General features: G+C 37.0%; 21 protein-coding genes. 14 read left to right on the plus strand and 7 right to left on the minus strand.

Annotated features, from left to right (window positions below; genetic code table 11):
- Positions 1 to 164: 164 nt before the first annotated feature.
- The gene (locus HUS24_RS01395) at positions 165 to 1,595 is read right to left on the minus strand and encodes an amino acid permease (protein ID WP_173910280.1); all 1,431 of its coding nucleotides are present in this window, start codon (positions 1,593 to 1,595) and stop codon (positions 165 to 167) included.
- Positions 1,596 to 1,859: 264 nt separating this feature from the next.
- Between HUS24_RS01395 and HUS24_RS01400 the strand changes: the two genes are divergently transcribed.
- Complete coding sequence (locus tag HUS24_RS01400) at positions 1,860 to 2,333, plus strand: YaiI/YqxD family protein (protein ID WP_065994891.1); 474 nt, start codon at positions 1,860 to 1,862, stop codon at positions 2,331 to 2,333.
- A gap of 9 nt (positions 2,334 to 2,342) precedes the next feature.
- Complete coding sequence (locus HUS24_RS01405; protein WP_173910281.1) at positions 2,343 to 3,260, plus strand: DMT family transporter; 918 nt, start codon at positions 2,343 to 2,345, stop codon at positions 3,258 to 3,260.
- Between the two features lie 5 nt (positions 3,261 to 3,265).
- Here the strand turns inward: HUS24_RS01405 and HUS24_RS01410 are convergent, their stop codons facing one another.
- Complete coding sequence (locus HUS24_RS01410) at positions 3,266 to 3,841, minus strand: PilZ domain-containing protein (RefSeq protein WP_173910282.1); 576 nt, start codon at positions 3,839 to 3,841, stop codon at positions 3,266 to 3,268.
- A 23-nt stretch (positions 3,842 to 3,864) separates the two neighbouring features.
- On the opposite strand from HUS24_RS01410, the gene HUS24_RS01415 reads away from it, so the two are divergent.
- The 3 genes from HUS24_RS01415 (at position 3,865) to HUS24_RS01425 (ending at position 8,323) form a co-directional block, all read left to right on the plus strand.
- A complete protein-coding gene (locus HUS24_RS01415) occupies positions 3,865 to 5,100 on the plus strand; it encodes a lipoprotein-releasing ABC transporter permease subunit (RefSeq protein WP_173910283.1) in 1,236 nt (411 codons plus the stop codon).
- Positions 5,093 to 5,785, plus strand: a complete 693-nt coding sequence (gene lolD / locus HUS24_RS01420) for a lipoprotein-releasing ABC transporter ATP-binding protein LolD (RefSeq protein WP_173910284.1) — start codon at positions 5,093 to 5,095, stop codon at positions 5,783 to 5,785. The genes HUS24_RS01415 and lolD overlap by 8 nt, the downstream gene beginning before the upstream one ends.
- A gap of 108 nt (positions 5,786 to 5,893) precedes the next feature.
- On the plus strand, positions 5,894 to 8,323 hold the full coding sequence (locus HUS24_RS01425; RefSeq protein WP_217424334.1) for a DNA internalization-related competence protein ComEC/Rec2: 2,430 nt from the start codon (positions 5,894 to 5,896) through the stop codon (positions 8,321 to 8,323).
- Here the strand turns inward: HUS24_RS01425 and HUS24_RS01430 are convergent.
- Positions 8,312 to 9,262 (minus strand): lysophospholipid acyltransferase family protein, encoded by a 951-nt coding sequence (locus HUS24_RS01430; protein WP_173910285.1) that lies wholly within the window; start codon positions 9,260 to 9,262, stop codon positions 8,312 to 8,314. The genes HUS24_RS01425 and HUS24_RS01430 overlap by 12 nt on opposite strands.
- A gap of 135 nt (positions 9,263 to 9,397) precedes the next feature.
- Here HUS24_RS01430 and sppA point away from each other — a divergent pair, with 135 nt between their 5' ends.
- Entirely contained in the window at positions 9,398 to 10,435 is a 1,038-nt protein-coding gene (gene sppA, locus HUS24_RS01435) for a signal peptide peptidase SppA (protein WP_173910286.1), read from the plus strand.
- A gap of 115 nt (positions 10,436 to 10,550) precedes the next feature.
- Positions 10,551 to 11,372, plus strand: coding sequence for an alpha/beta hydrolase (locus tag HUS24_RS01440; RefSeq protein ID WP_173910287.1), 822 nt, complete (start codon positions 10,551 to 10,553; stop codon positions 11,370 to 11,372).
- Positions 11,373 to 11,474: 102 nt separating this feature from the next.
- Here the strand turns inward: HUS24_RS01440 and HUS24_RS01445 are convergent, their stop codons facing one another.
- From HUS24_RS01445 to purM, 3 genes are all read right to left on the minus strand, one after another.
- Entirely contained in the window at positions 11,475 to 11,912 is a 438-nt protein-coding gene (locus HUS24_RS01445; RefSeq protein ID WP_173910288.1) for an META domain-containing protein, read from the minus strand.
- Positions 11,913 to 12,149: 237 nt separating this feature from the next.
- Positions 12,150 to 12,788: a phosphoribosylglycinamide formyltransferase gene (gene purN / locus HUS24_RS01450; protein ID WP_173910289.1), complete on the minus strand. Its 639-nt coding sequence runs from the start codon at positions 12,786 to 12,788 to the stop codon at positions 12,150 to 12,152.
- A 6-nt stretch (positions 12,789 to 12,794) separates the two neighbouring features.
- Positions 12,795 to 13,865, minus strand: a complete 1,071-nt coding sequence (gene purM / locus HUS24_RS01455) for a phosphoribosylformylglycinamidine cyclo-ligase (RefSeq protein WP_173910290.1) — start codon at positions 13,863 to 13,865, stop codon at positions 12,795 to 12,797.
- A 135-nt stretch (positions 13,866 to 14,000) separates the two neighbouring features.
- On the opposite strand from purM, the gene cxpE reads away from it, so the two are divergent.
- From cxpE to HUS24_RS01490, 7 genes are all read left to right on the plus strand, one after another.
- The gene (cxpE, locus tag HUS24_RS01460) at positions 14,001 to 15,200 is read left to right on the plus strand and encodes a chloramphenicol efflux transporter CxpE (RefSeq protein WP_173910291.1); all 1,200 of its coding nucleotides are present in this window, start codon (positions 14,001 to 14,003) and stop codon (positions 15,198 to 15,200) included.
- A 16-nt stretch (positions 15,201 to 15,216) separates the two neighbouring features.
- Complete coding sequence (gene hda / locus HUS24_RS01465) at positions 15,217 to 15,927, plus strand: DnaA regulatory inactivator Hda (RefSeq protein ID WP_173910292.1); 711 nt, start codon at positions 15,217 to 15,219, stop codon at positions 15,925 to 15,927.
- A 106-nt stretch (positions 15,928 to 16,033) separates the two neighbouring features.
- Positions 16,034 to 17,854: a rhombotarget A gene (gene rbtA / locus HUS24_RS01470; protein ID WP_173910293.1), complete on the plus strand. Its 1,821-nt coding sequence runs from the start codon at positions 16,034 to 16,036 to the stop codon at positions 17,852 to 17,854.
- 14 nt (positions 17,855 to 17,868) lie between these two features.
- Entirely contained in the window at positions 17,869 to 20,292 is a 2,424-nt protein-coding gene (locus tag HUS24_RS01475; RefSeq protein ID WP_173910294.1) for a CSLREA domain-containing protein, read from the plus strand.
- Between the two features lie 180 nt (positions 20,293 to 20,472).
- Complete coding sequence (locus HUS24_RS01480) at positions 20,473 to 21,255, plus strand: tellurium resistance protein (RefSeq protein ID WP_173910295.1); 783 nt, start codon at positions 20,473 to 20,475, stop codon at positions 21,253 to 21,255.
- Positions 21,256 to 21,264: 9 nt separating this feature from the next.
- Entirely contained in the window at positions 21,265 to 22,380 is a 1,116-nt protein-coding gene (locus tag HUS24_RS01485; protein WP_173910296.1) for a toxic anion resistance protein, read from the plus strand.
- A gap of 17 nt (positions 22,381 to 22,397) precedes the next feature.
- Complete coding sequence (locus HUS24_RS01490; RefSeq protein WP_173910297.1) at positions 22,398 to 23,321, plus strand: hypothetical protein; 924 nt, start codon at positions 22,398 to 22,400, stop codon at positions 23,319 to 23,321.
- Positions 23,322 to 24,112: 791 nt separating this feature from the next.
- Here the strand turns inward: HUS24_RS01490 and purD are convergent.
- Positions 24,113 to 25,396 (minus strand): phosphoribosylamine--glycine ligase, encoded by a 1,284-nt coding sequence (gene purD / locus HUS24_RS01495; RefSeq protein ID WP_173910298.1) that lies wholly within the window; start codon positions 25,394 to 25,396, stop codon positions 24,113 to 24,115.
- Positions 25,397 to 25,465: the final 69 nt, after the last annotated feature.

A 25,465-nucleotide genomic window follows, 5' to 3' on the forward strand; every position in this document is an offset into this window, starting at 1 on the left:
GAGTCGCTATAATAGGGAGATTACTTTAAATTGTCAAAGGATGTTATTGAAAAAATGATTTAAGTGTTTATTTAATCAACATTAAAATACAGAGCATTTTATTATTTTATTTTTAAAGGCAAGGTGAATATTTTGTAAAATACTCACCTTAAAACTAATTCTTGCTACGATTTTTTATTATGGTACAGCCAATAATAACTGGCATAACAAGCTGCCATAAATAGTAAACAGCCAATAAAACCTGACAACATTTCAGGATCGGCTGCCATACTTAAACCCGTGATGGTACAAGTGATAAAACCTAAAATAGGCACAAGTGGATACAACGGGGTTCTAAATTTCAACTCAGCCAAGGTATGACCTTGTTTCAGCCAATTTCGGCGGAAATTAAACTGACTCCAACAAATGCTCATCCATACGATCACCATAGTAAAAGCAGCAACACCGAGTAAATTTTTAAAAATAAAATCTGCACCAAACTGTTCTGAGAGTAAACCTGGTAAACCACCAATCATGGTCACTAAAATCGCAATTACAGGCGTGCCAGACTTAGTCAGTTTAGAAAATACTTTAGGTAGTTGTTTTTGCACGGATAGTGCCCACATCATACGTGAAGCAGCATATAAGCCAGAATTTGCTGTTGACAGTAAAGCTGTAATAATGACGAAGCGCATAATGTCTTCAGCATATGGAATCCCGATATGGTTAAATACCGTTACAAAAGGACTACTACTTAAACCATCACTATGTCCCGTATTTAAACCCGCATTTTGATAGGGCAATAATGAACTGATGACAATAATTGTACCTACAAAGAAAATCATTAAACGCCATACTGCGGCATGAATCGCTTTAGGTACATTTTTCTCAGGGTTTTCAGTTTCGCCAGCGGCAATCCCGATCATTTCTGTACCGTTAAATGCAAAATTGACAATTAACATCGTGGCAAAAATCGGAAAGAGCCCATTCGGAAACCAGCCATGTTCGGTTAAATTACTGAATAATGGCGCAGAGCTATAACCATCAAAAGAAATAAAACCAAAAATTGCAGCTAAGCCCACTAAAATGAAAATTGCCACCGTTGCTACTTTGATAAAGGACAACCAAAACTCAGATTCAGCAAAAAAACGGGTAGAGTAGAGATTGGAAAATAATACGCCACAGATAAAAATCAGCGTCCAAATCCAAATTGAAATATGCGGAAACCATTCTTGCATCAATAAAGCGGCTGCGGTGAATTCAGTCCCGAGCGTTGCCGACCAACCGAGCCAATACATCCAAGACACCATATAGCCTGTGCCCGGACCAATATTATTTGCGGCAAACGCACCAAATGAACCAGTTACAGGTTGATTTACTGCAAGCTCTCCTAAACAGAGCATCACCATATAGGCGATTAAACCGCCAATAATATAGGAAATAACTGCACCCAAAGGTCCAGCTTGAGCAATCACTGAGCCAGAACTTAAAAATAAACCCGTTCCAATCGCACCACCCAATGACAACATAATCAAGTGACGGCGAGACATGGCTCTTTTTAATGAAATAGGTTTACCCTCAACATCAAGCTGCTGAGAAGGAGTAGGAGAATGCATAATGAATATAAGGCAAGATTTTTAAAAATGCATTTTAGGATAAAACGTGAAAATTCACAAAACACTCATCATAAAATAGGCTGAAATATTATGGAAAAAATATAACTTAAGAGCTTTTATGTGAAAATAAACATTTTAAATTGCATAATATGAGAATAGCATTGCAATTTTTACTGAGATAAATTTTTAAAAAGCCTATCACGATCATATTTAATAGACAAAGTTTTGCTACAATCGACGCAATTCTATCAAGAGAGATACTTTGTGCTGCCATTTAAACTTTGGGTCGATGCCGATGCCTTACCAAAAATATTGCGTGAAGTGATTATTCGTGCTTCGGATCGTTATCAACTTGAAGTCACTTTTGTTGCCAATCAACCTGTTGGAATTACCCCCTCAGTACGAATTAATTCGATTCAAGCGCTAAGTGGTGCAGATCAAGCTGACCAAGAAATTGTTGAGCGTATGCAAGAGCATGATATTGTCATCACTCAAGATATTCCACTTGCAGCACAAGTCATTGAAAAGGGTGGTGTTGCGATTCATCCACGTGGTGAAGTTTATACTTCTGCCAATGTCAAAGCTCGCTTACATTTACGTGATTTTATGGATACCTTACGGGGTGCTGGTGTACAAACAGGTGGACCGCCACCGATTTCTGAGCGTGATAAACGAGAGTTTTCCAGTAGTTTAGACCAGACTATTTTAAAGCAAAAACGTAAAACAGCAGCGCAGTAGGACATTTCGATGCCATCGAAAAATAACATCATGATGACCTATATTTTACTGGTCTTCATTTGGGCGAGTACGCCGCTAGCCATCGTTTGGAGTGTGCAAGACATTCACTTAATGTGGGCGTTGGTGATCCGCTTTTTAATTGCTTTGCCTATTGCTGCATTATTATTGCTTATTCTTAAGATTAAATTTCCTGTCAATAAAATTGCTTTACACAGTTATTTGGCGGGTTCTTTTAGTTTAATTGGTTCGCAAATTTTTACTTATGCAGCAACCAGTTATCTGAGTTCAGGGATTATTGCCTTGATGTTTGGCTTAGCACCGATCATGGCAGGGCTGATTGGGCGTTTTGGTTTTCAGCAAAAATTGCAAACACTGCAATGGATTGGGATGTGTGTTGCAGTATGTGGGTTGGCAATTATTTGTACCAGTGGTGGCGCGACCCAACATGTGCATCCTATCGGTATCGCATTGATGATGATGAGTGTATTTACGTATTCGCTTTCTATCTTTTGGGTGAAAAAAGTCAATGCAACTGTGGAACCAATGGCGCAAGCGACGGGTTCAATTTTAGTGTCAACCCTGATGGCATTGTGTATCGTACCATTCATTTGGCAATATGCACCTGATCATATACCTGAAACCAAATCCTTACTGGCGTTACTTTATACGGTGATCATGGCATCGTTGATTGCGATGTTCTGTTATTTCAAGTTGGTACAAAATATCAAAGCCACAACGCTATCTTTAACCACAGTGATGACACCGATGCTCGCTATGTTATTTGGTGCACTTTTAAATTATGAAAGTTTATCCTTGATGGTTTTTGTTGGTGCAAGTGTCTTATTATTTGGTTTATTTTTGTATTTCTTTAAAGACTTAAGAGCAAGTCGTGAACTTGCTCATAAAATCAATAAAATGAGTGAATAATACACTTACTCAACAGCTTGGGTTGACTCGATACATTCTGCCAATTTAACTTTATCTTGTGGGTGTAAAGTCACAAAATACGCCCCAATACGGTACTGTTCAGGATCTTCACAGGTTAATTCTGAATAAGCAATTTGTGCGGTTGCTGCAATATGAAAGAAGTTTTCAGCATGACTGAGCGTCACATGAATATAAGTGCCTTCTTTGATATTTTGCGTACTGAAAAAACTAAAACCACTCTCAGAAAAATTCACATTTTGCGGCGTTGGTAACATGGTTTGTACAATTGAATCGTACAGAGAACCTGTTATGAGGTTTAATTTTTGATTGAATAAGGATAAGATTCGAGCAATTTGTTGATCTTTTTCATTTAATTGGTCTAATTCGTATTGAAGTGCATGATCAAATTGATCTAATTCTGCAAGTAGTAGAAAATAGCGCGGCAATACAAAATTTGGATCGTATGGATCGTTAAGGGCAACGTCATCAGAAATAATCTGATAGTTGATTCTTAATGCAGCATCGATTCGAGACATGACTCGACGCTCATTCGCTTCGGCATGATGCTGTAACGTTTCCATAAAACACCTCGGACTTTGATGGTATGTTTAAACCAATCTCGCTTTATATAGGGTTGAGATACACTCGCGCTCGGCGCAGTAATCACTTTATTTCTTTTATCGCCTTGGTGTCTATGATCGGTCTAACCTTAGGCGTTGCGGTTCTTATTACAGTTTTATCTGTGATGAACGGCTTTGACCGTGAGTTGAAAAACCGTGTTTTAGGCATGGTGCCTCAAGCCACTGTTTCATCCTCACAGATTTTAACAGACTGGCCCACACTTGCAAAGAAAATTGAGAAACATGAACATGTTACTGGTGTAGCACCATTTACCCAATTACAGGGAATGTTGACTGCACAAGGGCGTGTTGCAGGGATCATGGTCAGTGGTATCGAACCTAAATATGAAAAAAATGTATCTATTATTCAAAACCATATGGTTGAAGGCAGTGTAGATCAACTGAAAAAAGGTGAATTTGGTATCGTATTAGGCAAGCAGATGACCGATGCTTTAGGTCTGAGTTTGAATGATAATGTGACCCTAGTTTTACCTGAAGCAACACCATCACCAGCAGGGGTTGTCCCACGTTTTAAGCGCTTTAAAATTGTGGGGATCTTTAGTATTGGTGCAGAAGTTGATTCTAGCTTGGGTTATATCGCCTTAAATGATGCATCAACTTTGTTGCGTTTACCTGATGGTGCGCAGGGTGTGCGTATGAAGTTGGACAATATTTTCCTTGCGCCACAAGTAGCAAATGAAATTGTGCAAGAATTACCACACGGTTTTTATGCGTCTGATTGGACTTATACGCATGGTAATTTGTTCAGTGCCATTCAAATGGAAAAAGCCATGGTTAGTCTATTGTTATTCCTTATTGTTTTGGTGGCAGCATTTAATATTGTGTCTTCATTGGTCATGGTTGTTACAGATAAAAAAGCAGACATTGCTATTTTACGAACCTTGGGGGCTTCACCCACCACAATTACACGCATTTTCATGGTACAAGGTACGGTAATTGGTGTTGTTGGAACATTTGCTGGTGCAGTATTAGGTGTGATTTCTGCCTTAGGTATTAGTAACTTGATTGATTGGCTAAATAATTTATTTGGCTGGCATTTATTTGATGCATATTTTATTAATTACTTACCTTCTTATTTACGTTGGCAAGATGTGGTCTTAGTGGTCGGTGTTTCACTTGCTTTAAGTTTTGTTGCAACAATTTATCCTGCACGTCGTGCGGCGAAAATCCAACCTGCGGAGGCGCTTCGTTATGAATAGTAATGTGGTGCTTGAAGCCAAAGATGTTTATAAATCTTTTACGGATGGTAAATCGACAGTTGATGTGATTAAAGGTCTATCTTTACAAGTACATCAAGGTGAGTTTGTTTCAATCGTTGGTTCAAGTGGTTCGGGAAAAAGTACGCTGCTGCATATTTTGGGTGGGCTAGACCGTCCATCGCAAGGCATTGTCAATTTAAATGGGCAGCGTTTTGACAGTTTAGGTGAAGCTGAACGTGGTTTTCTGCGTAATCAAAATCTTGGTTTTGTCTACCAGTTCCACCATTTATTACCCGAATTTACAGCCTTAGAAAATGTTGCAATGCCTTTGATGTTGCGTAAAGATGCAGAGTTCAAAAAAGTTAAAGAACGTGCAGAATATCTGTTGAACCGTGTAGGATTGAGCCATCGACTGACGCATAAACCAGGTGAGTTATCTGGGGGAGAGCGTCAGCGTGTGGCTTTGGCTCGTGCTTTGGTCACTCAGCCTAAACTTATGCTTGCTGATGAACCAACAGGTAACTTAGACCGTAAAACAGCAGTGACAATTTTTGAATTGTTACGTGATTTACGTCATGAGTTGAACATGGCAATGTTGATCGTGACCCATGATGAACAATTAGCAAAGTCAGCGGACAAAGTGCTTCATATGCAAGATGGTGTGTGGGTCACAGAACAAACTTAGGTTTTTATAAAATAATTTAAAAATAATGGCATAATTCCGATCAATTGCCTTGTTAAAGCTCATGAAAATGGGCTTTAATTATTTAAAAATATTAAGAAAATAATAACGATGTGGTATCTCTATGGGTTAAGTTTAGGCTGGATTTTGGGCATCAGTTGTATGGGGAATCCTCTACCTGAAAGCTTACAGATGTCTTTGTATCTCAGTCTTATTTTTATTGTTTTTATCAGCCTTGCCACTACTCTAAAATGGAAATTGACCAAGCATGTCATCATAAAAACCATCTTCAATTTAAGTCTTTGTTTAAGTATTTTTATGGGTGGCTGGCATTATGCCGATCATGCTTTAGAGCAACGCTTAAAATTACGTCTACAACATGTTGAACAGGTGAATGCGTTGGTATATGTCAACACGATTAGCCAAATTTCCACAGATGTAGACCAACAACTTCGAATTAAACAAAATGTTTGGTTGCTTAATTCTGTCACACAACCGATTAAAATCAGTGTCAATTTAAAACAAGGACAGCTACCTTTAGCACTTGGAAAATATTATCAAATATCAGGCAAATTAAAGCCTGCGCATAGTTATGCTGTGGCTGGTGCATTTGATAAAGAGCGTTGGTTTCTACAAGAAAATATTATGGGCAGTTTAAATGCTCAGTTTGTACAGCCGATAGATGCTACAGTAGTTTCGAGATTAGGCTATACCCGTTTTGTGCAGAAAAATAACGCCTTTGGCGCTGTCATTCGATTAAGCATTGAAGAAAAGCGTTTGTCTTTTCGGGAAATGATTCAAAATAGCAGTTTGCAACAAAAGGGATTGTTGTTGGCATTACTCACTGGAGATGAAAGCCTACTTTCTGATGATACTCAAAACTTATTTCAACGCTTAGGTATTTCTCATTTGTTGGCGATTTCAGGTCCGCATGTCCTGATTTTTGCCATGTTATTTTGTTTTATTTTCCAAAGAATTATTGAAAAGTTTCGTCCAGAATTTTATTTAAAATGTCCTCGACCTTATTTATTGATTATACCTTTTTGGGTATGTGTGGCACTGTATACAGCATTTGTTGGTTTTGAAATTCCTGCTTTACGGACGTTATTAACGGTATCTTTGTGTAGCATGTTAATTTGGTTTAGACAGTCACTTTCTGCTTTAAAAATGTTGCTAATCAGTGCCAGTATTTTGTTATGGATTGATCCTTTTAGCATTTTATCTGCTGCATTTTGGCTGTCTTATGGTGCTTGCTTTATTTTGATTCGAGTTTATCAAACCTTACAACAGCAGCCGCATGATTATCAAACAAATACTCAAAAAATTGTTTTTTATTTGAAAGTTTTGATCGAATCCCAATGGAAAGTATTTATTGCATTGTTTCCACTGGTTATTTTTATTTTTCAAAAAGTTGCTTGGGTTGCACCTTTGAGCAATTTATTTGCAATTCCTTTGATTGGCGCAGTGGTTGTACCTTTGGAAGTGATCGGTGCATGTTTGAGTCTATTTTATGTGCCTTTAGGCAAAGTTTTTTTCTATGTGGCGGATTGGGTTTTATCATTTTTATTACACATTTTGGTTATTTTAGATCAATTATTTGCTCAACATTTACAGTGGTTTGCTTTTACTCCATTGATGATCGTATGTTTGGCAACTGCAATTTTTATTCTATTTTTACCACGAGGAGTCATTTCTAAGGCTTGGGTCGCTGTATGTTCTATTCCTCTAATTTTTCCGCAGCAAAAACAATCTGATTTTAGTTTAACCATTTTAGATGTTGCACAAGGGCAAGCAATTTTTCTAAATTTACCGACACAAAAAATGATGATTGATACAGGTGGTTCATTCGATGAAACAAAATTTAGTCTTGGAAGACAATTGATTGTACCTTATTTAAAAAGACAAGGGATTCAGCAGCTTGACCAAGTTATTTTGTCACACTTAGATCAAGACCATAGCGGTGCATTTCCAGCCATTGCAGAACAAGTGAAAGTCAAACAAGTTTTCTCGAATGAAAATGATGGACGTTTTAAACAGGAAAATTTTCACTACTGTTATGCAGGGCAAGTTTGGCAATATGATCAAGTAAAAATAGAAATTTTATCACCACCTGAAAATAGCCTAAGTAACGTTGCATCACAACAAAATGAGCTGTCGTGTGTCGTATATATTCAAGTGAAAAATGCCAAAAATCAGCAAAACTTTTTGATCATGGGCGATGCAGGTTGGGAAGCGGAGTTTGATTTATTACAACATTATCCCAACTTAGACGTTGATGTTTTGGTTTTAGGGCATCATGGCAGTCAACATAGTTCAGCTTATGCTTTTTTAGAGACATTAAAACCGAAATTGGCAGTGATTTCCGTAGGATTTGATAATCGTTATGGTCATCCTCACCCAATTGTTTTGGCACGATTAAAAGCTTTGAATATTCCTGTTGTAAATACCATCGAACAGGGTAGTATTCAGTTTCAATTGGATGCTCAACACATGATGCAAATGTCGAATTATCGAGATTCAAAAAAATGGTTAATTCGTTAATGTCTGATTTTCAGCTTTAACACGATTAATATTTATAATCGCTTGCTCATTGGATAGAGTATAAACATTTCTGAGTTGTGGATTAGCTTTGAAGCGTTTATAACTCCAGTGATAATGTTGAGGAAAACGTTCAATTAAATGCTCTAATGCTTGGTGAATAACACGTGTACCATCATTGGCAGAACCTTGGTAAATCTGTTCATCCATTGGTTCAATAAACATATCAAAATCATCAGATTCATTACGAATCGCGTATAAAAGCAATGACTTGGCTTTAGTTTTTTGAATAAGTTTGGCGCTGAGATTACTTGAAGCTAAAGGGATTCCAAAATAATCAATCATTTCACCGCCTACATGAGGTGTATGATCAGGTAAAATAACTGTAGTACCACCTTGCTTTAAGGCTTTAAAAATTTGTCGAACGCCCGACTCATCCGTAGGGACTAAATGGGCTTGTTCACGACTACGTGCCTCGCGGACAAAATCATCTGCATCAGGATTTTTAATGGGTTTATACATGATGGTCATTTGAGTATGTTGAGCGAACCAAGCGTTCATGATTTCCCATGTTCCAAAATGAGGAACAATCAAGACCAGACCTTTACCTTCTGCAAGCGCCTCATGAACCAAATGTTCACCATGAATTTGACGAATTCTGGAAATATTTTTTTGAGTGGAGCTGCCCCAAATACTAAAAAACTCCATATAGGATTGTAATTCATTACGAATCGCAGCACGCGTAATCCGCTCTCGTTCTTGCTTACTCAGTTGTGGCAGGCAAATTTCGATATTTAAACGAATCGTTTTAGATGTTTTAGAAACATGCAATAAGTTGACAATGCCAGCTAAAATACGGGCATAAAATCTAGAAAAAAGAATCGGTTGTCGACCAAAAAAATGAAGTAGACGTGTGGTAGAAGATTTTTGCTTTTCAGTCATCGTTTATCAATTTGTAAAACTGCGCCAAAGTGCGAGTGAATTGTAAATTATTATAAGTGAATTATGTCGATTTAGACAGTTTAACTGTATTAGTTGTATATAATGATGCCTTAAAAATTAATTTGGATGGTATGTATGTCCGATTGGCCACCTAAACCACAGAATGAAAATACACAATTAGATGCTTCTGCATCACAAGCACCAACGGGGCAAGAATGGAAACTTTTGGAAAAAGTTGTTCTGGCTTCTGTACAAGAGCAGCGCCGTAGTCGCCGTTGGGGAATATTTTTTAAAATTTTAACCTTTTTATATATTTTTATTCTTTTAGGTTTGATTTTATTTGGTAAAAGCTGCTCAAGCAGTGGCGAAGATTCAACTAGTTCTATTTCTGAGTCACATCTTGGCGTAGTCAACATTATTGGTACGATTGAATCTGGCAATCAAGGTGTGAATAGTACGGATACCATTAAGTCCTTGAAGAAAGCATTTGAAGCCAAATCTGCAAAAGCAGTAGTGCTAAATATCAACTCTCCAGGGGGGTCACCAGTGCAGTCGGATGATATTTGGCAAGAGATTCGCTATCAAAAGCAACAGCATCCAGATAAAAAAGTTTATGCTTTGATTGGTGATATGGGAGCATCTGGGGCCTATTATATTGCTTCTGCAGCAGATGAAATCTGGGTGAATCCATCGAGTTTAGTTGGCTCTATTGGTGTGATCATGCCAAATTATGGTGTGAGTGGTTTGGCTCAAAAACTCGGTATAGAAGATCGTACAATGACTTCAGGTGCAAACAAAGACATCCTGAGCATGACCAAACCAGTAAATCCTGAGCAAAAAGCGCATATTCAAGCTTTATTAGATAATGTTCATGGACATTTTATTACGGCGGTTAAGCAAGGTCGTGGTGAAAAACTTAAATCTACTGATCCTGCTATTTTCTCAGGTTTATTCTGGACGGGTGAACAAGCCATTAAACTCGGAATTGCCGATAAAACAGGCAATATGGAAAGTTTGAAACGCCAATTAAGTCTGAAGAAAGCTGTTAACTACACGGTTGAACGTAGCCCATTTGACTCTATTTTAGGGCGTATGGGTTCAGAAATGGGAAATGGTTTAGCTGAAGCAGTGACTCAAAAGATGAATATGCAGCAAGATGCTAAAATGCAATAAAGCTTGTTCCATTTAAATTAAAGTAAAATGAGATGCGAAGTATGAATATTTCAGAAAAGTATCTCATATGCTGTTTAATATATTGTTCGCTATACAATGCTAAAAATAGGATGTCATGCGTAATTCAAATCATACAAAACCTCTGATCCATTTTGCACATGCCAACGGTGTGCCATCACAAGTTTATTCAAAGCTTTTTAAGTTATTAAAAGATGATTATGATGTGATTTATGTGCCCTTGATTGGCCCTGATCGTCGTTACCCGATTGCTCAAGGATGGAATGAATTAACTGATCAAGTCATTGATAGTATTGTGCAACAGGCGCAAGGTCGTAAAGTGATTGGTTTAGGGCATTCTTTAGGTGCGGTTTTAACGCTGATGGCATCCTATAAGCGTCCAGAGTTATTTGAAAAAATAATTTTACTTGATCCGCCATTAATTGCAGGCAAAGCATCTTTTGCATTGTTTCTGACTAAAGTATTTAATCCCAAAATGCTTGATCAAATTACCCCCGCAGGTTTAAGTATTAAACGTCGTGATCATTGGGAGTCTCGTGAGCAAGCCGCTTCATTATTAAGACCCAAAGGGTTTTATCAACATTTTGATGAAGAATGTTTTAATGATTACATTCAGTATGCTTTAACTGAAGACCGCATATGTGGTGGTGTTGAACTGACTATTTCTAAATATGACGAAGTCGAAATTTTTCGAACCAATTCAATTTCATGGTGGTTACCTAAAGCTAAACCATCTGTTAGCGCGCAATTGGTGGTTGGTTCAGAAAGCCCATTTTTAACCCGAAAATTTCCACAGATCATTCAGAAAAAGCTCGGTATTCCATTTACTGTTACGCAAGGCGGCCATATGTTTCCTTTGGAACATCCTGTTGAAGTGGTACAGTTAATAAAAGATGTAATCCAATTGCCTCAAGATTAGACAGCATCTAATTAATTTTGATGGTAAATAAAATAAGCACTCGATTGAGTGCTTATTTTTAACATTTCATAAGACAAGCTTATAAAGTAATTCATTTACAATTTATTTAACATTTTCAAATTTCAAAATAACTTTGTCATTCGCATCTAGGAATTTCAATTCTTTTTTCGATGCATCATAGTGAGTAACTTGTGTTAGTGCTTGGGCATATTTTTGTGGAATATCCGTTGCATTTAGACAGGCTTTTTGAGTTGAAGCAAGGTTAGAAAATTGGATTTGCGTTCCTTTTACCGCATAGCCACCCATAAAACGGTTACAACCATCTGAACCACTGACACGGCTATTATCGAATTGAATAGATGGTACATCTGACTGAGTTGGATCAGCAGTCATTTTGGTACCATAAATTTCACTTACTACCCAATTTTTATTTTGTAGTTCATTTAAATTACGTTCAGTTGATGGATTGGACATGGTGGCACAACCCACCATAGTTAAGGTTAAAGCTGTACACGTTGGAATGAGTATTGATTTTAGCATGTGTTTTCTCCATTTATTCATGATGATCATTGTTAAGTCTTTGTTCAGGATATATTTTAATTTTTAGATTGTGGCTAAGATTAACTGAACAAATACACAAACTGCCACAGGAAAAACATTTTGACGTATATTATTTTCTTTATTTTTTAGTGCTTTTGCAGTATTAGATAAAGTATTTAAATTTTCCAAACAGTAAAAAACGCATCCGAAGATGCGTTCATTTAAAGACTACATAAATTAAATATTAAAGTTTGCAAACTGAATAGGGCGTGTTAAGGCTTGACCTTTATACAAGACTTGTCCTGTGGCTATATGTTGAAGTGTACCATTACAAATCCATTCCACTGCTTGTGGGTAAATTAAATGTTCAAGTACATGAACGCGTTCAGCCAGTGAGTCTACAGTGTCGTGTAGATCAACTTTTAAAACACCTTGGGTCAGCGCTTGACCTGCATCCAGTTCAGCAGTGACATAATGCACAGTGCAGCCATGTAAAGTATCGCCTGTGTTCAGTACACGTTGATGAGTATGCATGCCTTTGTAGTTTGGCAGCAAAGAAGGGTGAATGTTTAACATTTTCCCTTCCCATGCTTGTACAAACTCAGCACTTAAAATACGCATAAAACCAGCCAAAACTACCAAATCGACATCCCAAGCCAGCAATTGTTGATGCATGGCAGCATCAAAGGCTTCACGATTCGGATACTGTTTGTGTTCAATGACTGCAGTATCGATGTTTGCATGTTGAGCACGTTGCAGTGCAAAAGCATCAGGCTTATTGGAAATCACACCAACAATTTTCCCTGAAAGATGAGCATCAATCAGGGCTTGTAAGTTACTGCCATTGCCTGAAACCAGTACAGCAATTTTGATCATAATGACTTACGCAAAAACCACACGGATTTTTTCATCAGCGCCTTCAACAGATTCAGCATTGTCTTGGATTAAACCAATTTTCCATGCTTTTTCACCTTGTGCTGTTAAAACGTCAATGGTTTTTTCAGCATCCGCAGCATCTACAGCAATGACCATGCCGACACCACAGTTAAATGCACGATACATTTCAAATTGTTCAACACCACCTTCTTTTTGAAGAAGTTTGAACAATTCTGGCCATTCCCAAGAAGCTTCGTTAATGACAGCTTGTGCACCATTTGGCAGTACGCGTGGTAAGTTGCCAGGTAAGCCACCGCCTGTGATGTGCGCCATAGCGTGAACATCAACTTGCTTAATCAGTTCTAGAATTGATTTTACATAAATGCGTGTTGGTTCCATCGCAACGTCAGCAAGTGGGCGACCATCAACGATTTGGGTCAAATCGACATTTTTTACATCGAAAATTTTACGAAGCAATGAGTAACCATTTGAATGTGCGCCTGAAGAAGCCACACCAATCAACACATCACCAGCTTTAACTTTAGAGCCATCAATAATTTTGCTTTGCTCAACCACACCTACGCAGAAACCTGCTAAGTCGTAATCTTCACCTTCATACATGCCTGGCATTTCAGCAGTTTCACCACCAACCAATGCACAGCCTGCAAGCTCACAACCTTTACCAATTCCTGTCACAACATTTGCAGCAACATCGACATTCAAATGACCTGTTGCATAGTAGTCAAGGAAGAATAATGGTTCAGCACCACATACAAGAAGATCGTTTACACACATTGCCACCAAGTCTTGACCAATTGTGTCATGACGGTTTAAGTTCAATGCTAAACGTAATTTTGTACCAACACCGTCTGTGCCAGATACGAGAACAGGTTCTTCATAACCTTTAGGAATTTTACAAAGTGCGCCGAAGCCGCCTAATCCGCCCATTACTTCTGGACGAGTGGTACGTTTAGCGACAGATTTGATACGATCGACAAGTGCGTCGCCCGCTTCAATATCGACACCAGCGTCTTTATAGCTTAAACCAGTGTTTGGGGTAGAAGTTGAGTTGCTCATATTTGAAGTCTCCGCATTCGCGCCGAGATTATACCCGAATATACGAAACTCTTATGTTATTTCTGCACTAAAATGCTATCTTTATTCAAATATTTTACTTTCTATAATGATTAAACCTGAAAAAGGCGTGATTGTATGCACGATCGGACATTAAAACGAATTTTCATTCTCGCAGGAATTGCACTGATTCTATGGGTTTTATATTTACTTAAACCTGTAGTGATCCCATTTGTTGGTGCTTTTTTATTGGCGTATTTGTTTAGTCCTATAGTTGAAAAGCTTGATAAATTTTTACCCCGTTGGTTGGCGATTTCGATTGTGTTCGTCGGTATTGGGATTGTCTTGACTTGGGCAATTTGGTTTGTTGTTCCTTTGGTTTGGAAACAATTAATTTATGCACGAGACAGTATTCCAGCAGGTATTCATTGGATAAATTACACCTTTTTACCTTGGGTTTCACAAACCTTTAATGTAGAACGCATGGAGTTGGATACCGATCAGATCTCTAAAGTGGTCATGGATTATGTACAAACCAACTATAGTGCAGACAGTATTCAAGCAATGGCATTGAAAATTGCGCAGTCTGGATTGAGCTTTATCTCTATTGGTGGAACCATTGTTTTAATTCCAATTATCGCTTTTTACTTCTTATTAGACTGGAATCGAATGCTTGCGAGTATGAAAGGCTTGATTCCTCGTCAGTATGAACAAGGTACGATGAGAATCGTAAATGAATGTCACAGTGTTCTAGGTGCATTTGTGAAAGGACAATTCCTTGTCATGTTTTTACTTGGTGTGGTTTATGCAGTAGGTTTGCAGTTGGTTGGTTTGGAAGTAGGATTGATCATTGGGATGGTTGCTGGGCTGTGTAGTATTATTCCTTACTTAGGTTTTGGTGTGGGAATTATCGCTGCCATTATTGCGGCGCTGTTCCAATTTGGCTTAGATTGGACACATCTGATTTTGGTTTTAGTGGTTTTTGGTGTAGGGCAAATTATTGAAGGTTATGTGTTACAACCTTTCCTATTGGGTGATAAAATTGGTCTATCTCCTGTAGCAGTGGTATTTGCTGTTTTGGCGGGTGCGCAGTTGGCGGGCTTTTTAGGAATGTTAATTGCTTTGCCTGTGGCAGCAGTTATTTCAGTATTGTTAAAACATGCGCGAGAATGGTATGAACGAAGCTCTCTCTATCGGAGTCCAACTTCAACGGTTGTCGTTGAAAATAATGGTGAAAGTCATACGGTTTCTTTAGAAAGTGAGCATGTCGATCTTGATCTTGAGATTAAAAACACGCAAGATAATGCTGAAACAAAACCAAATAATGATCCACTTTAAGGAACAATGAAGACATATGCGTCAATTACAGTTGGATATAGAACCACAACTGGATGCCAAAATCAGTGATTTTTCTGGCCCAGGTTGGGGACCTGTAATTGATGCCGTCAGGCAACTACATGCTGGACTCATGAACCGCTTTTATATTTATGGTGGTGCTGGGACAGGCAAAAGCCATTTATTGTCTGCGATCTGTGATTCTTATTTAGAGGTTGGCAAATCTGCAATTAAAGTTTCACTTTTAGAATTATTGGATGCGCCGATTGAAGCGATTAGTGCTTTGGAAAGTTATGACTTGGTTGCATTAGATGATATTGAAGCGATTAGTGGTGTGCCACACTGGCAAAAAGCAGTTTTTCATTTAATTAATAACAATAATGAAGGTGGAGGACAATTGGTCTTTTCATCTCGTTTTGCACCGATAGAATTAAAATTAGAATTACCAGATTTACAATCACGTTTAACCCAAGCAGTCAGTGTAAAGTTGCCGAGTGGTCACTCTTATGCAGATCGGCAATCCTTATTGCATTCTGTACTTGAACGTCGGGGTGTACATTTTGACCCACAAATAACGGAATATCTGCTATTACATGGTTCGCATCAAACCAGTACACTCTTACAATCTGTCGATCGCTTAGAAAAATTATTGAAGGGTGAGAAAACGAAACTTTCTCACGCAACGCTAAGACAAATCTACGCATTGATTGATGAGTACCGTCCACAATAAAATTCTTGAGAATTTTATCAAGCTGTGACAAAGTACGCACAAGGAATGTTAGCAACGCTTTATGCTGGCTCATAAGAAATAATTAAAAGAAATCAAGGAGACTATAATGCTCAAACGGGGCATAGGCTTAGGATTATTATGTATTACTGGTCATGCATTTAGTGCAAATATTGTGGTGACGACAACAGAAGACGTTGTTAAAGCAGATGACCAATGTTCCCTTCGTGAAGCAATTGAATATGTCAATAAAGGCATGCCAGAAGCGGGTTTAAATGGCTGTGGTGGTAAGGAATCCACCGCTATAATCGAGTTAAAAGGTAAAGAGGAATATCTTTTAAAGCGTGAAATCCCGATTGCTCAAACTGTAGCAATTAAATCAATCTATGACACCAATGTCACCGATACTGAAAATAAAGCAGGTTTATTGAATGCTGTAATCAAAGCGTCTGGTAATCACCGTCTTTTTAATATTAAAAAAGTCATTATACCGACAGGTGACCCTAAAAAAGATGAAGCCAATAAAGACACGAAAATTATTGTTAATTTATCTGAATTAACTTTACAAGGTTGTGGTGCAAACCTTTGTGAAAAAACTGGTGGCTTAATATATAACAATGAACAACTCACAATTACTCATTCTCGATTGTTAAATGGTACTGCTGAACAAGGTGGTGCTATTTATAATGCTGGAATACCTGATATTAAAAATTATAATTGGAGTTCAGTAAATATTGTTAGCTCCTTTATTAAAGGCAATAAAGCGACACAAGGTGGTGTAATCTATAGTGAGGCGCCACAATTTGCTGTATCTAAATCGGTAATTCGAGACAATGAAACTACAAATACGAATGCCTCACTTTTCGAAGCTCAAGCACCATTTAGTGAGGAAGTTAGTAAAGGTTTGGTATTTGAAAAGGAATTTCGAGGCATATTTAACAGTACTATTTTTAATAATAAAGGTTACGTGATTAAAGTCTTAGATGATATGCAAGTTAATAATATCACGATGATTTTAAATAGTATGGGGTTGATTGTGAATGCCCCAAATAAAAAAGCCTATGTGGCCAACAGTATTCTTGCAAAGAATGGTTCACAAGACTGTAAAATTGTTGCAGGTGGTGAAGCTAACCGCATTACGAATAATTTATATTCAGTCGGCTGTGCAGGTACAGGTGCACAGGCTTTAGGAGAGACTCAACTGATTGCAGGTGCTTCTACAGAAGGAAAATGTGACCTAAGTTCTAAAGGAATTTTATGCCCATATAATCCTGCTGAAGAGTCTGTTATCAGCTACTTCAAACCTCGTTTACTTGAAAGTTATAGAACTATTGCAGATTCTCCTATTGTAAATAAAGGTCTAGCAAATAGTGAGTTACTTGGTTGTTTAGTTGAAGATCAACGTAATAAACAAAGATTGGCAGATAGAAGTCTATGTGATCGTGGTGCGATTGAATTAACAGTCGATACCAGTAATACATCTACAGTAGGTGAAGATATTATCTATGGTCAAACTGCCAAATTTAGTATTGCAAACCAGTTACAAGATGGTGAGTTAGTTACTCCAGCGCAATGTACAGCCTTATTCGGTAAACCTACTGATGGTACAGCTTGGAAACCAGGCTGTTTGAAAATTGTTCAGACCAATACTCCCTCTAAAGGGACTCTAAATATTACTCAAGATGGTGATATTACCTATGTGCCAAATGGTAATTGGCATGGTTCGGATGAGTTCCAAATTAAAGTTGTAACGTCAACAACTTATTTTAATGACAATACAGAACCCTATATTGCGATTACTTCTCGAGTTGTACAGGATCCACCGAATACCTTTGAAGATAAACAAGTGAAAACTTCAGGTGGTGCTGCGGGTATCATTGCATTATTGACTTTATTTGGATTGATCGGATTACGCCGAACTAAAAAATAACAGAAGGATGAGTGATGAAAAATTATAAAAAAGGAATATTGGCACTTATGGTTTTATCTGCAATGTCGTTAATGGCAGCAGAAGATAAAACAATTTATGTGACAACATTTGCAGATGAAAATGGTGAAAATCCAGACAAGTGTTCTTTGCGTGAAGCAATAACTGCAGCAGCAACGCATAAGGCATTTGGTGGATGTAATGCTGGGAAAGAACATGCTACTTCAACCAATATTATTCAATTGGAAGCTGGTGAATACAAATTAAATTCAGAATTACAACCGAGTTCTTCGATTTCAATTTTGGGTAAAGACCCTTTTGATTATGAAAAAGTTAATGTGTTGACCAATGATTATCCTGCGATCACTGCTTCAAAAACCACAATTAATGCCCAAGGTTTATCACGAATTATAAATACCAATAATTCTAGTAGACCGAGTATTAGCTTATCAAATGTAAAGCTAGTGAATGGCTCAAGTAAAAATGAGCGTAATAATTCAGGGGGAGCACTATATCTAGGTGGAGATACCACTTTAAATAACGTCACGATTGAGAATGCAAATGCTCAAATAGGGGGGGCAATTTATTTAAGTGATGGTGGTAACTTAACCATTAACAGTGGTGTATTCCAAGCCAATAAAGCTGTCAAAGGCAGTGTTTTGGCAATGACCTGTAATGATAATTTAGGTTATTCAAAAAGAACGATTGATATTTCACGTGCAAGTTTTTTAAATAATGGTTCTGCAGACAGTGAAAGTGCTTTTGCATTATGTGGACAACCCTCTACACAGTTTACAGCCAATACCATTGCTCAAAATATTGCCAATCCTAATGCCGGTAGCATTATTCAATTCAGTTCAACAGCCCCAAGTGGCAAAGTTCAATTAAGTGATCTTTCTAATTTGACACTGGCAAGCAATACAATTGTAAAAAACTCAGCGTGGGCAACATTTTTATATAATGGTCCTGCGACTAAGACATTGAGATATAATGTTTTAGCCTACAATGGTACAGGCAAGTCTTGTCGTTATGCAGACAATGATCTAGCAACGCTTAAGATTTTAAATTTATCCTTAGATCATAATGCCTTAGCTTTAGATGCTGCGAGTACAAACGCTGAGTGTGAGCTGCCTGAATTGCTTAAAAAAGACATTACTCCAACGACAGTGGACTTAAGTAAAACTTCGTTTGAAACAGTACTGAGTGACTTACAAGTACCTTCACAATATACGAATTTCCAGCCAGTTTATTTCCCACGAGATCAAAAAACCGCCACAGATTTGGTTGATACAGGAATGTATGGTTGTAGTAGTCCTGATCAACGCGGTGTGGCGCGAGTTGATTCGGACAAAAATGCTGAAACCTCAGATAAATCAAATTCATGTGATATAGGCTCAACAGAGGTAATACGTTTAACCGCATTTAAAGCAGAGTTAAGCAATGACTCAGTAGTAGAGTTACTGGAGAATTATCAAGAAAATTTAGATCTGTTTAAAGAACTAATAGCGGATAAAACCACGAAACCTGAGCTTTTACCTTATTATCAAAAACAGAAAAACTATTTTGAAAATTTATTAACGGTAAAAACTAAACAGAAATATCGGACAATTTTCTTTGATCCATTTTTGACAAACTTACCACATGAAAATCTTCTATCGAATGGTGGACGAGAAATTAAACATTTAACTGCAGAGAACTATACAGTTACAGTAGTTGCAAAAGGCATAGGTAATATCAGTGGTAATACAGAAACCATTATTCCTGATAAAAATTTACATTGTGAATGGGATGCGGGTTTAGGTCTGATCAAAATGTGGCGAGTGGATGATAATATTACTCCAACAGGGGATAAAGAATTCTGTCAATACACTTTGCAGCTTAAAACTGATTCAAGTAAAACCTCTTCTGCCTATATTTTAGGTACTTTTAATAATATTGCACCACTTGCCAAAAATGCTGAATTTACAGTAAAAGAAGGTTCAGATAAAAAAATAACAGTTGATTTGCTCAACTATGTAAATGATGATGGTGATGGTTTGGTGAGCGCTTTAACGGCTGAGCAAAAGGAAAAATTACCTTATTATACAGATGCAAATGGGCAAGATTTGGCAATTCGTATAACCACTAAGGTTGACCCATTAATTTTTAGTGCAGAGCGCAGTGGCCCATGTCCTGGTGAAGATCGAATTTATACTTGTTATGGTGGTAAAATTACAGTCCAGCTAAAAAATACTTTAGATCCTTTTAGTTATAAATTTGGATATTCTGTCTATGATGCTGATGGTAAAATCTCTAATGAAGCAACTGTAAAATTAAACAACACAGCAACATCAGACAGTGGTGTGCGTAATAGCGGTGGTGGTGCGATTGGTGGGTTTGGTATTTTGGGTTTATTCGCTTTACTTGGCTATCGTCGTTATAAAAACCAAAGTGCAAAATAATTAAACCGCATTCAAAAAGCCAGTGTCCGCACTGGTTTTTTATTATTGATTATTTTAAAAAATAAGCGTTTACATATTTCTATATTTAAACGCTAAAAATTGTATTATAAGTTTCAATAAAGCTTGTATTTAACAAGTGTGCCACCCATACATAGATGTATATTTTTATATGATTTTGCCATGACCCAATTGATTACACTGACCCCTTTACAACATATTCAGATTGATTCTGAGGATTTGTTATCGATTAAACGTAATGATTTGGTTCCATTATTGGATAATCAAAGTCGATTAAATTTGTATGCGGATCAGCTTATTCAAGCACAATCTGTTTTGTTAAATGGTGTTGATACACAATTAACTCAAAAGTTAAGTCAGGTTATCGCACAAATTATTGAACAATTGTCCAATTCACAAAAAAAATTAAAACAACGTAAATTTAATGCTTTGCAAAAGTGGCTAGGCTTAGATTTAGAGTTTAGCGCAGGGCAAGTTAAATATTTTAAAGATTTGGATGTGTTAATTCAGGAAGCCAATTATTTAAATCAAAAAATTGCAATCGAGATTCAAAAATCTCAAGCACGTTACCAACAAGCTTTAGGCTTTCGTGAGCAAATGGCGAAATACATTCGTGCCGCACAGGAGTTTTTAGGAGAGTATCCTGCATTTGTTAAAAATAGACATCCATTAGATAATTTTGAAGAACGATTATCTAAAAAAATTCATACCTTAGAAACTTTACAAGCCAGTAATGATATTGCACTGACACAAATGCAATTGACTCAACAATTGTCATTGAGTTTGATGGATCGCTTTAAAGAAGCGCAGCAAGTTTTGATTCCAGCATGGCAATATCATTTGAAACAAAATGCTGAACAACAGTCCATGACATCTGTACAAGAACTCGACAAAAGTCGTGAAAAATTAATTACATCATTGAAAAAATCATTAGAGCAGAAATAGGGTAGGGTTATGACCGAGTTAGATAAAAATGCCATTGTTGAATCTTCTACAGATTTACAACAACGTTATGAGCAATTAAGTTTGAAAGAAATTGGATTAAATTCTGAAGATTATAACGAAGTGCTGAATGCACAAAAAGAGTTACTGAATATTGACCATCATGCAGTTGCTGAATACGGCAAAAATATTGCGACTAAAACCTCATCCTATACAGATGAATTATTAGATTTGGTTAAAAATAAAGACCTTGATGCAACAGGGCAAAAACTCAATCAAGTTGTGCAAGTTGCACAGCAATTAAATACCACGAGTATTTTAAATCAATCTAAAAATTCAGGCTTTTTTGGCAGTATTTTGAGTAAGTTTAAAGGAGCAAAACAAAGTTTTGATCAACATTTTAATTCGACCAAAGAGCAGATCGACAATTTAGTTAAAGAAATTGAAACTTCGCAAAATGGCTTAAAAGCACGTGTCAGCACATTAGATAAAATGTTTGACTCGGTACAAGATGAATATAAGCAACTCGGCGTTTATATTGCGGCAGGAAAGTTAAAGCAGCAAGAATTACAGCAAGAAATTTCAACGCTTACGACACAAGAGCAAGATCAACAAACCCATCAGCGTATCTATGATTTGAATCATTTGGCGAATAATTTAGAAAAACGGGTGAGTGATTTACAAGTATTGCAACAGTCTGCTATGCAAACATTGCCGATGATTCGTATTATTCAATCTAATAATATGATGTTGGTCGATAAGTTTTATGCGATTAAAAACATCACTTTACCTGCTTGGAAAAATCAAATTAGTCTAGCGATTTCTCTACATGAGCAGCGTAATAGTGTGCAATTGGCAAATACCATTGATGATGCAACCAATGATTTATTAAAGCGCAATGCAGATTTGTTGCATCAGAACTCAGTCGATACCGCAAAAGCCAATCAACGTTCCGTGATTGATATTGAAACCCTTGAACATGTGCAAAATACCCTCATTAAAACTGTTAATGATGTGATTCAAATCCAGAAAGAAGGCGTACAAAAACGTGAGGAAGCGTCTGAGCGAATTCGTGCTTTGCAAAGTAATTTGAAACAATTGGTTTTGGAAAATACACATTCATCTTAATTTTTTAGGAGAATATATTGTCACTTAAAAATGACTATCCTGTGCAGTCAGCAGATTTGAAAACTGGTTTAATGCGTTTAAAGCAACGTCAGAGTAAGTTGACTGCATTTACAGTATTGAGTTGTGTGGTTTTTATCACAACAGCTTTAAGTTTGTTTATTCAGCAGGATGTGGTTTTTCATTTTTTAGGTTTAACACAAAATATTTCTCAACTGCATATTCCTTTAAGTGTTGATCAAAATTTACAGGCTTATGTTGATCAGCCAAATTATCTTATGAATTTATTTTCATGGTTTGGATGGCTATTGCTAAAAGTCGTAGTGTCATTCATTGGCGCGTTTTTTATTGTAAGTTTTTTAAAGAAATTTCGTTTTTTCTTAGTGCGCTTTCAATCTTTTGTACTTAAGTTTGTGGCTTGGCTCATTGCATTTGCAGTTTTATGGGCAGGTTTAACTTATGTGCAATATGATTGGAAAGACAATGAACAATCTGTCTATGAAAAACTGGTGCATTATGATCGTAATATTCAACAAAGTCATATTTTCCAGTATTTGCGCCAATCTGAAACAGCACAACCTGTACAAGCCTATTTGCTAGGACAAGCTGCATTATTGCATAAACCGCAAGATCAAGAGGTGGCAACAGCGTATGTTGCACAATTGGTTCAAGCTGAACGTACCGATCCACATTTTTTTGAATATGGTTTTAAGTCAGAACAATTATGGGCAATGCAACATGCGGTTTATGGAAAATCCGTTACAGCAAGTACTGAAAAATTACAGCCGCGTATTGAAAATGCACAGTATTGGTCCGCAATGATTCAAAAGGTTTTATTGGGTATTTCTATATTATTTTTGGTGTTAAGTCTTATTTTATATGCTTTAACACAAAGATTTAAGCAACGAGTCATTCGTATTCAACGTCAAATTTATTTGGAATAATATTTTATAAATTTGGTTTTATGGTGAATTTTAGTACACTTTTAATTGTATAATCTCAAGAAAACTGAGTTTATAAAATGAAAAAATAACATGTTTATTTTAAAATATGAGTTTCAGAATGATTATTTAATTTTTTGTGATTTCAATTTTTGCATAAACAGCGTTCCAATAACTGGGAGCCAAGGGAAAGTCAGTATTACAATATTCCATGTGTAAATATGAAGCGGAATAGATTTTTCTGAATTAAACATTCCCCACCAAATCAACTCTAATAAGATAATCATAAACAATACACTGAGGATAATGCTTGGCATAAAATGGGTGGTTTTCTTCTGGATTTTCTGAAATATGTGATGTATACACATGAATGTGGCAATGAAAAAAATGTGTCCTAGAAGAAAACTAAAAATTACTAAAAATGGTGAAATCAGTATAATTATGGCTTCTCCGAGTACAGCTGAACCATTAGCATTATTCTGTCCTAAATCTATAATAAATATGAACCATACAAATGGTAGTAAGCAAATTGCGATCTAACGCTTTATAAATAGGTGAATTGCAGTATTTTTATATTTTTGATCATATCTCGACATTATTAAAATAATTGAAATTGCAAAAAAGAAAGTAATATAAAGAAAAGTAGACATAGACAATGATTCAAAGAATATTGCAATGATAATCCTGTATTAGTGTCAATTTAGCGTGAAGTGAATGTGAAATGATTGTGATTCTTGGATAGAGTGAGCAATAAAAAACCCGCCTAAGCGGGTTTAATTTTTATACGGAAATGATTAAGCATTTTCACGTGCAATCGCACGGTAACCAATATCTTTACGGTATTGAACACCATCAAAAGTCACTTTTTCACAAAGTTCAAGCGCTTTTGCTTGTGCTTCACCAATGGTATGACCTAAAGCAGTCACGCAAAGTACACGACCACCCGCAGTTACGATGTCACCATTCTCAAGTGCTTTCGTACCTGCGTGAAATACTTTGGCATCAGTCATTTTGGTGTCTAAACCTGAAATCACATCACCATTGCTAGAGGTTTCAGGGTAGCCTTTAGATGCAAGTACAATACCTACAGTTTTACGCTCATCCCATTCAGCTTCAGCAGGTAAATTGCCTTCAATGCCAGCTTCAACCAAATCAACCAATGATGATTTTAAGCGCATCATGATTGGTTGAGTTTCAGGGTCGCCAAAACGACAGTTGAATTCGATCACTTTGGGTTGACCTTGTTCATCAATCATTAAGCCTGCATACAAGAAACCTGTATAAACATGTCCATCTTTTTTCATGCCTTCAACCGTTGGACGCATGACTTCATCCATGGTTTTTTTGAAAACGTCTGAAGTCACAACTGGAGCAGGAGAGTACGCACCCATACCGCCAGTGTTTGGACCTTGGTCACCTTCAAAGATACGTTTATGATCTTGCGAAGTCGCCATTGGTAAAATATTGTCGCCATCAATCATACAAATGAAAGATGCTTCTTCACCTGCAAGGAATTCTTCGATCACAACACGAGAGCCAGCATCACCAAATTTGTTGCCTGCAAGCATGTCGTCAATCGCATCAAATGCTTCTTGATTAGTCATTGCAACAATGACGCCTTTACCTGCAGCAAGACCATCTGCCTTGATCACAATAGGCGCACCATTTTTCTCTACAAATGCTTTCGCTGTATCTACTTCTGTAAACACATCATAGAAAGCAGTCGGGATGTTATGGCGTTTTAAGAAATGCTTGGCAAATGCTTTGGAACCTTCAAGTTGTGCGGCATATTGTGTTGGTCCCCAAATTTTAAGACCCGCTGCACGACCTGCATCCACGACACCATTTACCAAAGGTGCTTCTGGACCAACAATGACTAAATCAATTGCATTATTTTTTGCGAAATCGATGATTGCAGGATTATCAAGAATATCTAAGGCAACATTTTCACATTTATGTTCAGTTGCAGTTCCAGCATTACCTGGTGCAACAAAAACTTTTGTTACTTTTTCATCTTGTGCAATTTTCCATGCAAGCGCATGTTCACGACCACCACTACCCAAAACTAAAATGTTCATCTACAAATCCCTTAAAGAAAAGAATCCCACCTTGCGAAGCCATGCTTCTCACCCTATAAAAAAGAGGGG

Source organism: Acinetobacter sp. Marseille-Q1618 (genome assembly GCF_902809855.1).
Classification (GTDB): Bacteria; Pseudomonadota; Gammaproteobacteria; order Pseudomonadales; family Moraxellaceae; genus Acinetobacter.

What these genes read in the sequence shown, in the direction of transcription:
- HUS24_RS01395 (WP_173910280.1), bottom strand. Translation starts at nt 1,595, where the DNA reads ATGCATTCTCCTACTCCTTCTCAGCAGCTTGATGTTGAGGGTAAACCT.
- HUS24_RS01405 (WP_173910281.1), top strand. Translation starts at nt 2,343, where the DNA reads ATGCCATCGAAAAATAACATCATGATGACCTATATTTTACTGGTCTTC.
- HUS24_RS01410 (WP_173910282.1), bottom strand. Translation starts at nt 3,841, where the DNA reads ATGGAAACGTTACAGCATCATGCCGAAGCGAATGAGCGTCGAGTCATG.
- HUS24_RS01415 (WP_173910283.1), top strand. Translation starts at nt 3,865, where the DNA reads ATGTTTAAACCAATCTCGCTTTATATAGGGTTGAGATACACTCGCGCT.
- lolD (WP_173910284.1), top strand. Translation starts at nt 5,093, where the DNA reads ATGAATAGTAATGTGGTGCTTGAAGCCAAAGATGTTTATAAATCTTTT.
- HUS24_RS01425 (WP_217424334.1), top strand. Translation starts at nt 5,894, where the DNA reads ATGTGGTATCTCTATGGGTTAAGTTTAGGCTGGATTTTGGGCATCAGT.
- HUS24_RS01430 (WP_173910285.1), bottom strand. Translation starts at nt 9,262, where the DNA reads ATGACTGAAAAGCAAAAATCTTCTACCACACGTCTACTTCATTTTTTT.
- sppA (WP_173910286.1), top strand. Translation starts at nt 9,398, where the DNA reads ATGTCCGATTGGCCACCTAAACCACAGAATGAAAATACACAATTAGAT.
- HUS24_RS01440 (WP_173910287.1), top strand. Translation starts at nt 10,551, where the DNA reads ATGCGTAATTCAAATCATACAAAACCTCTGATCCATTTTGCACATGCC.
- HUS24_RS01445 (WP_173910288.1), bottom strand. Translation starts at nt 11,912, where the DNA reads ATGCTAAAATCAATACTCATTCCAACGTGTACAGCTTTAACCTTAACT.
- purN (WP_173910289.1), bottom strand. Translation starts at nt 12,788, where the DNA reads ATGATCAAAATTGCTGTACTGGTTTCAGGCAATGGCAGTAACTTACAA.
- purM (WP_173910290.1), bottom strand. Translation starts at nt 13,865, where the DNA reads ATGAGCAACTCAACTTCTACCCCAAACACTGGTTTAAGCTATAAAGAC.
- cxpE (WP_173910291.1), top strand. Translation starts at nt 14,001, where the DNA reads ATGCACGATCGGACATTAAAACGAATTTTCATTCTCGCAGGAATTGCA.
- hda (WP_173910292.1), top strand. Translation starts at nt 15,217, where the DNA reads ATGCGTCAATTACAGTTGGATATAGAACCACAACTGGATGCCAAAATC.
- rbtA (WP_173910293.1), top strand. Translation starts at nt 16,034, where the DNA reads ATGCTCAAACGGGGCATAGGCTTAGGATTATTATGTATTACTGGTCAT.
- HUS24_RS01475 (WP_173910294.1), top strand. Translation starts at nt 17,869, where the DNA reads ATGAAAAATTATAAAAAAGGAATATTGGCACTTATGGTTTTATCTGCA.
- HUS24_RS01480 (WP_173910295.1), top strand. Translation starts at nt 20,473, where the DNA reads ATGACCCAATTGATTACACTGACCCCTTTACAACATATTCAGATTGAT.
- HUS24_RS01485 (WP_173910296.1), top strand. Translation starts at nt 21,265, where the DNA reads ATGACCGAGTTAGATAAAAATGCCATTGTTGAATCTTCTACAGATTTA.
- purD (WP_173910298.1), bottom strand. Translation starts at nt 25,396, where the DNA reads ATGAACATTTTAGTTTTGGGTAGTGGTGGTCGTGAACATGCGCTTGCA.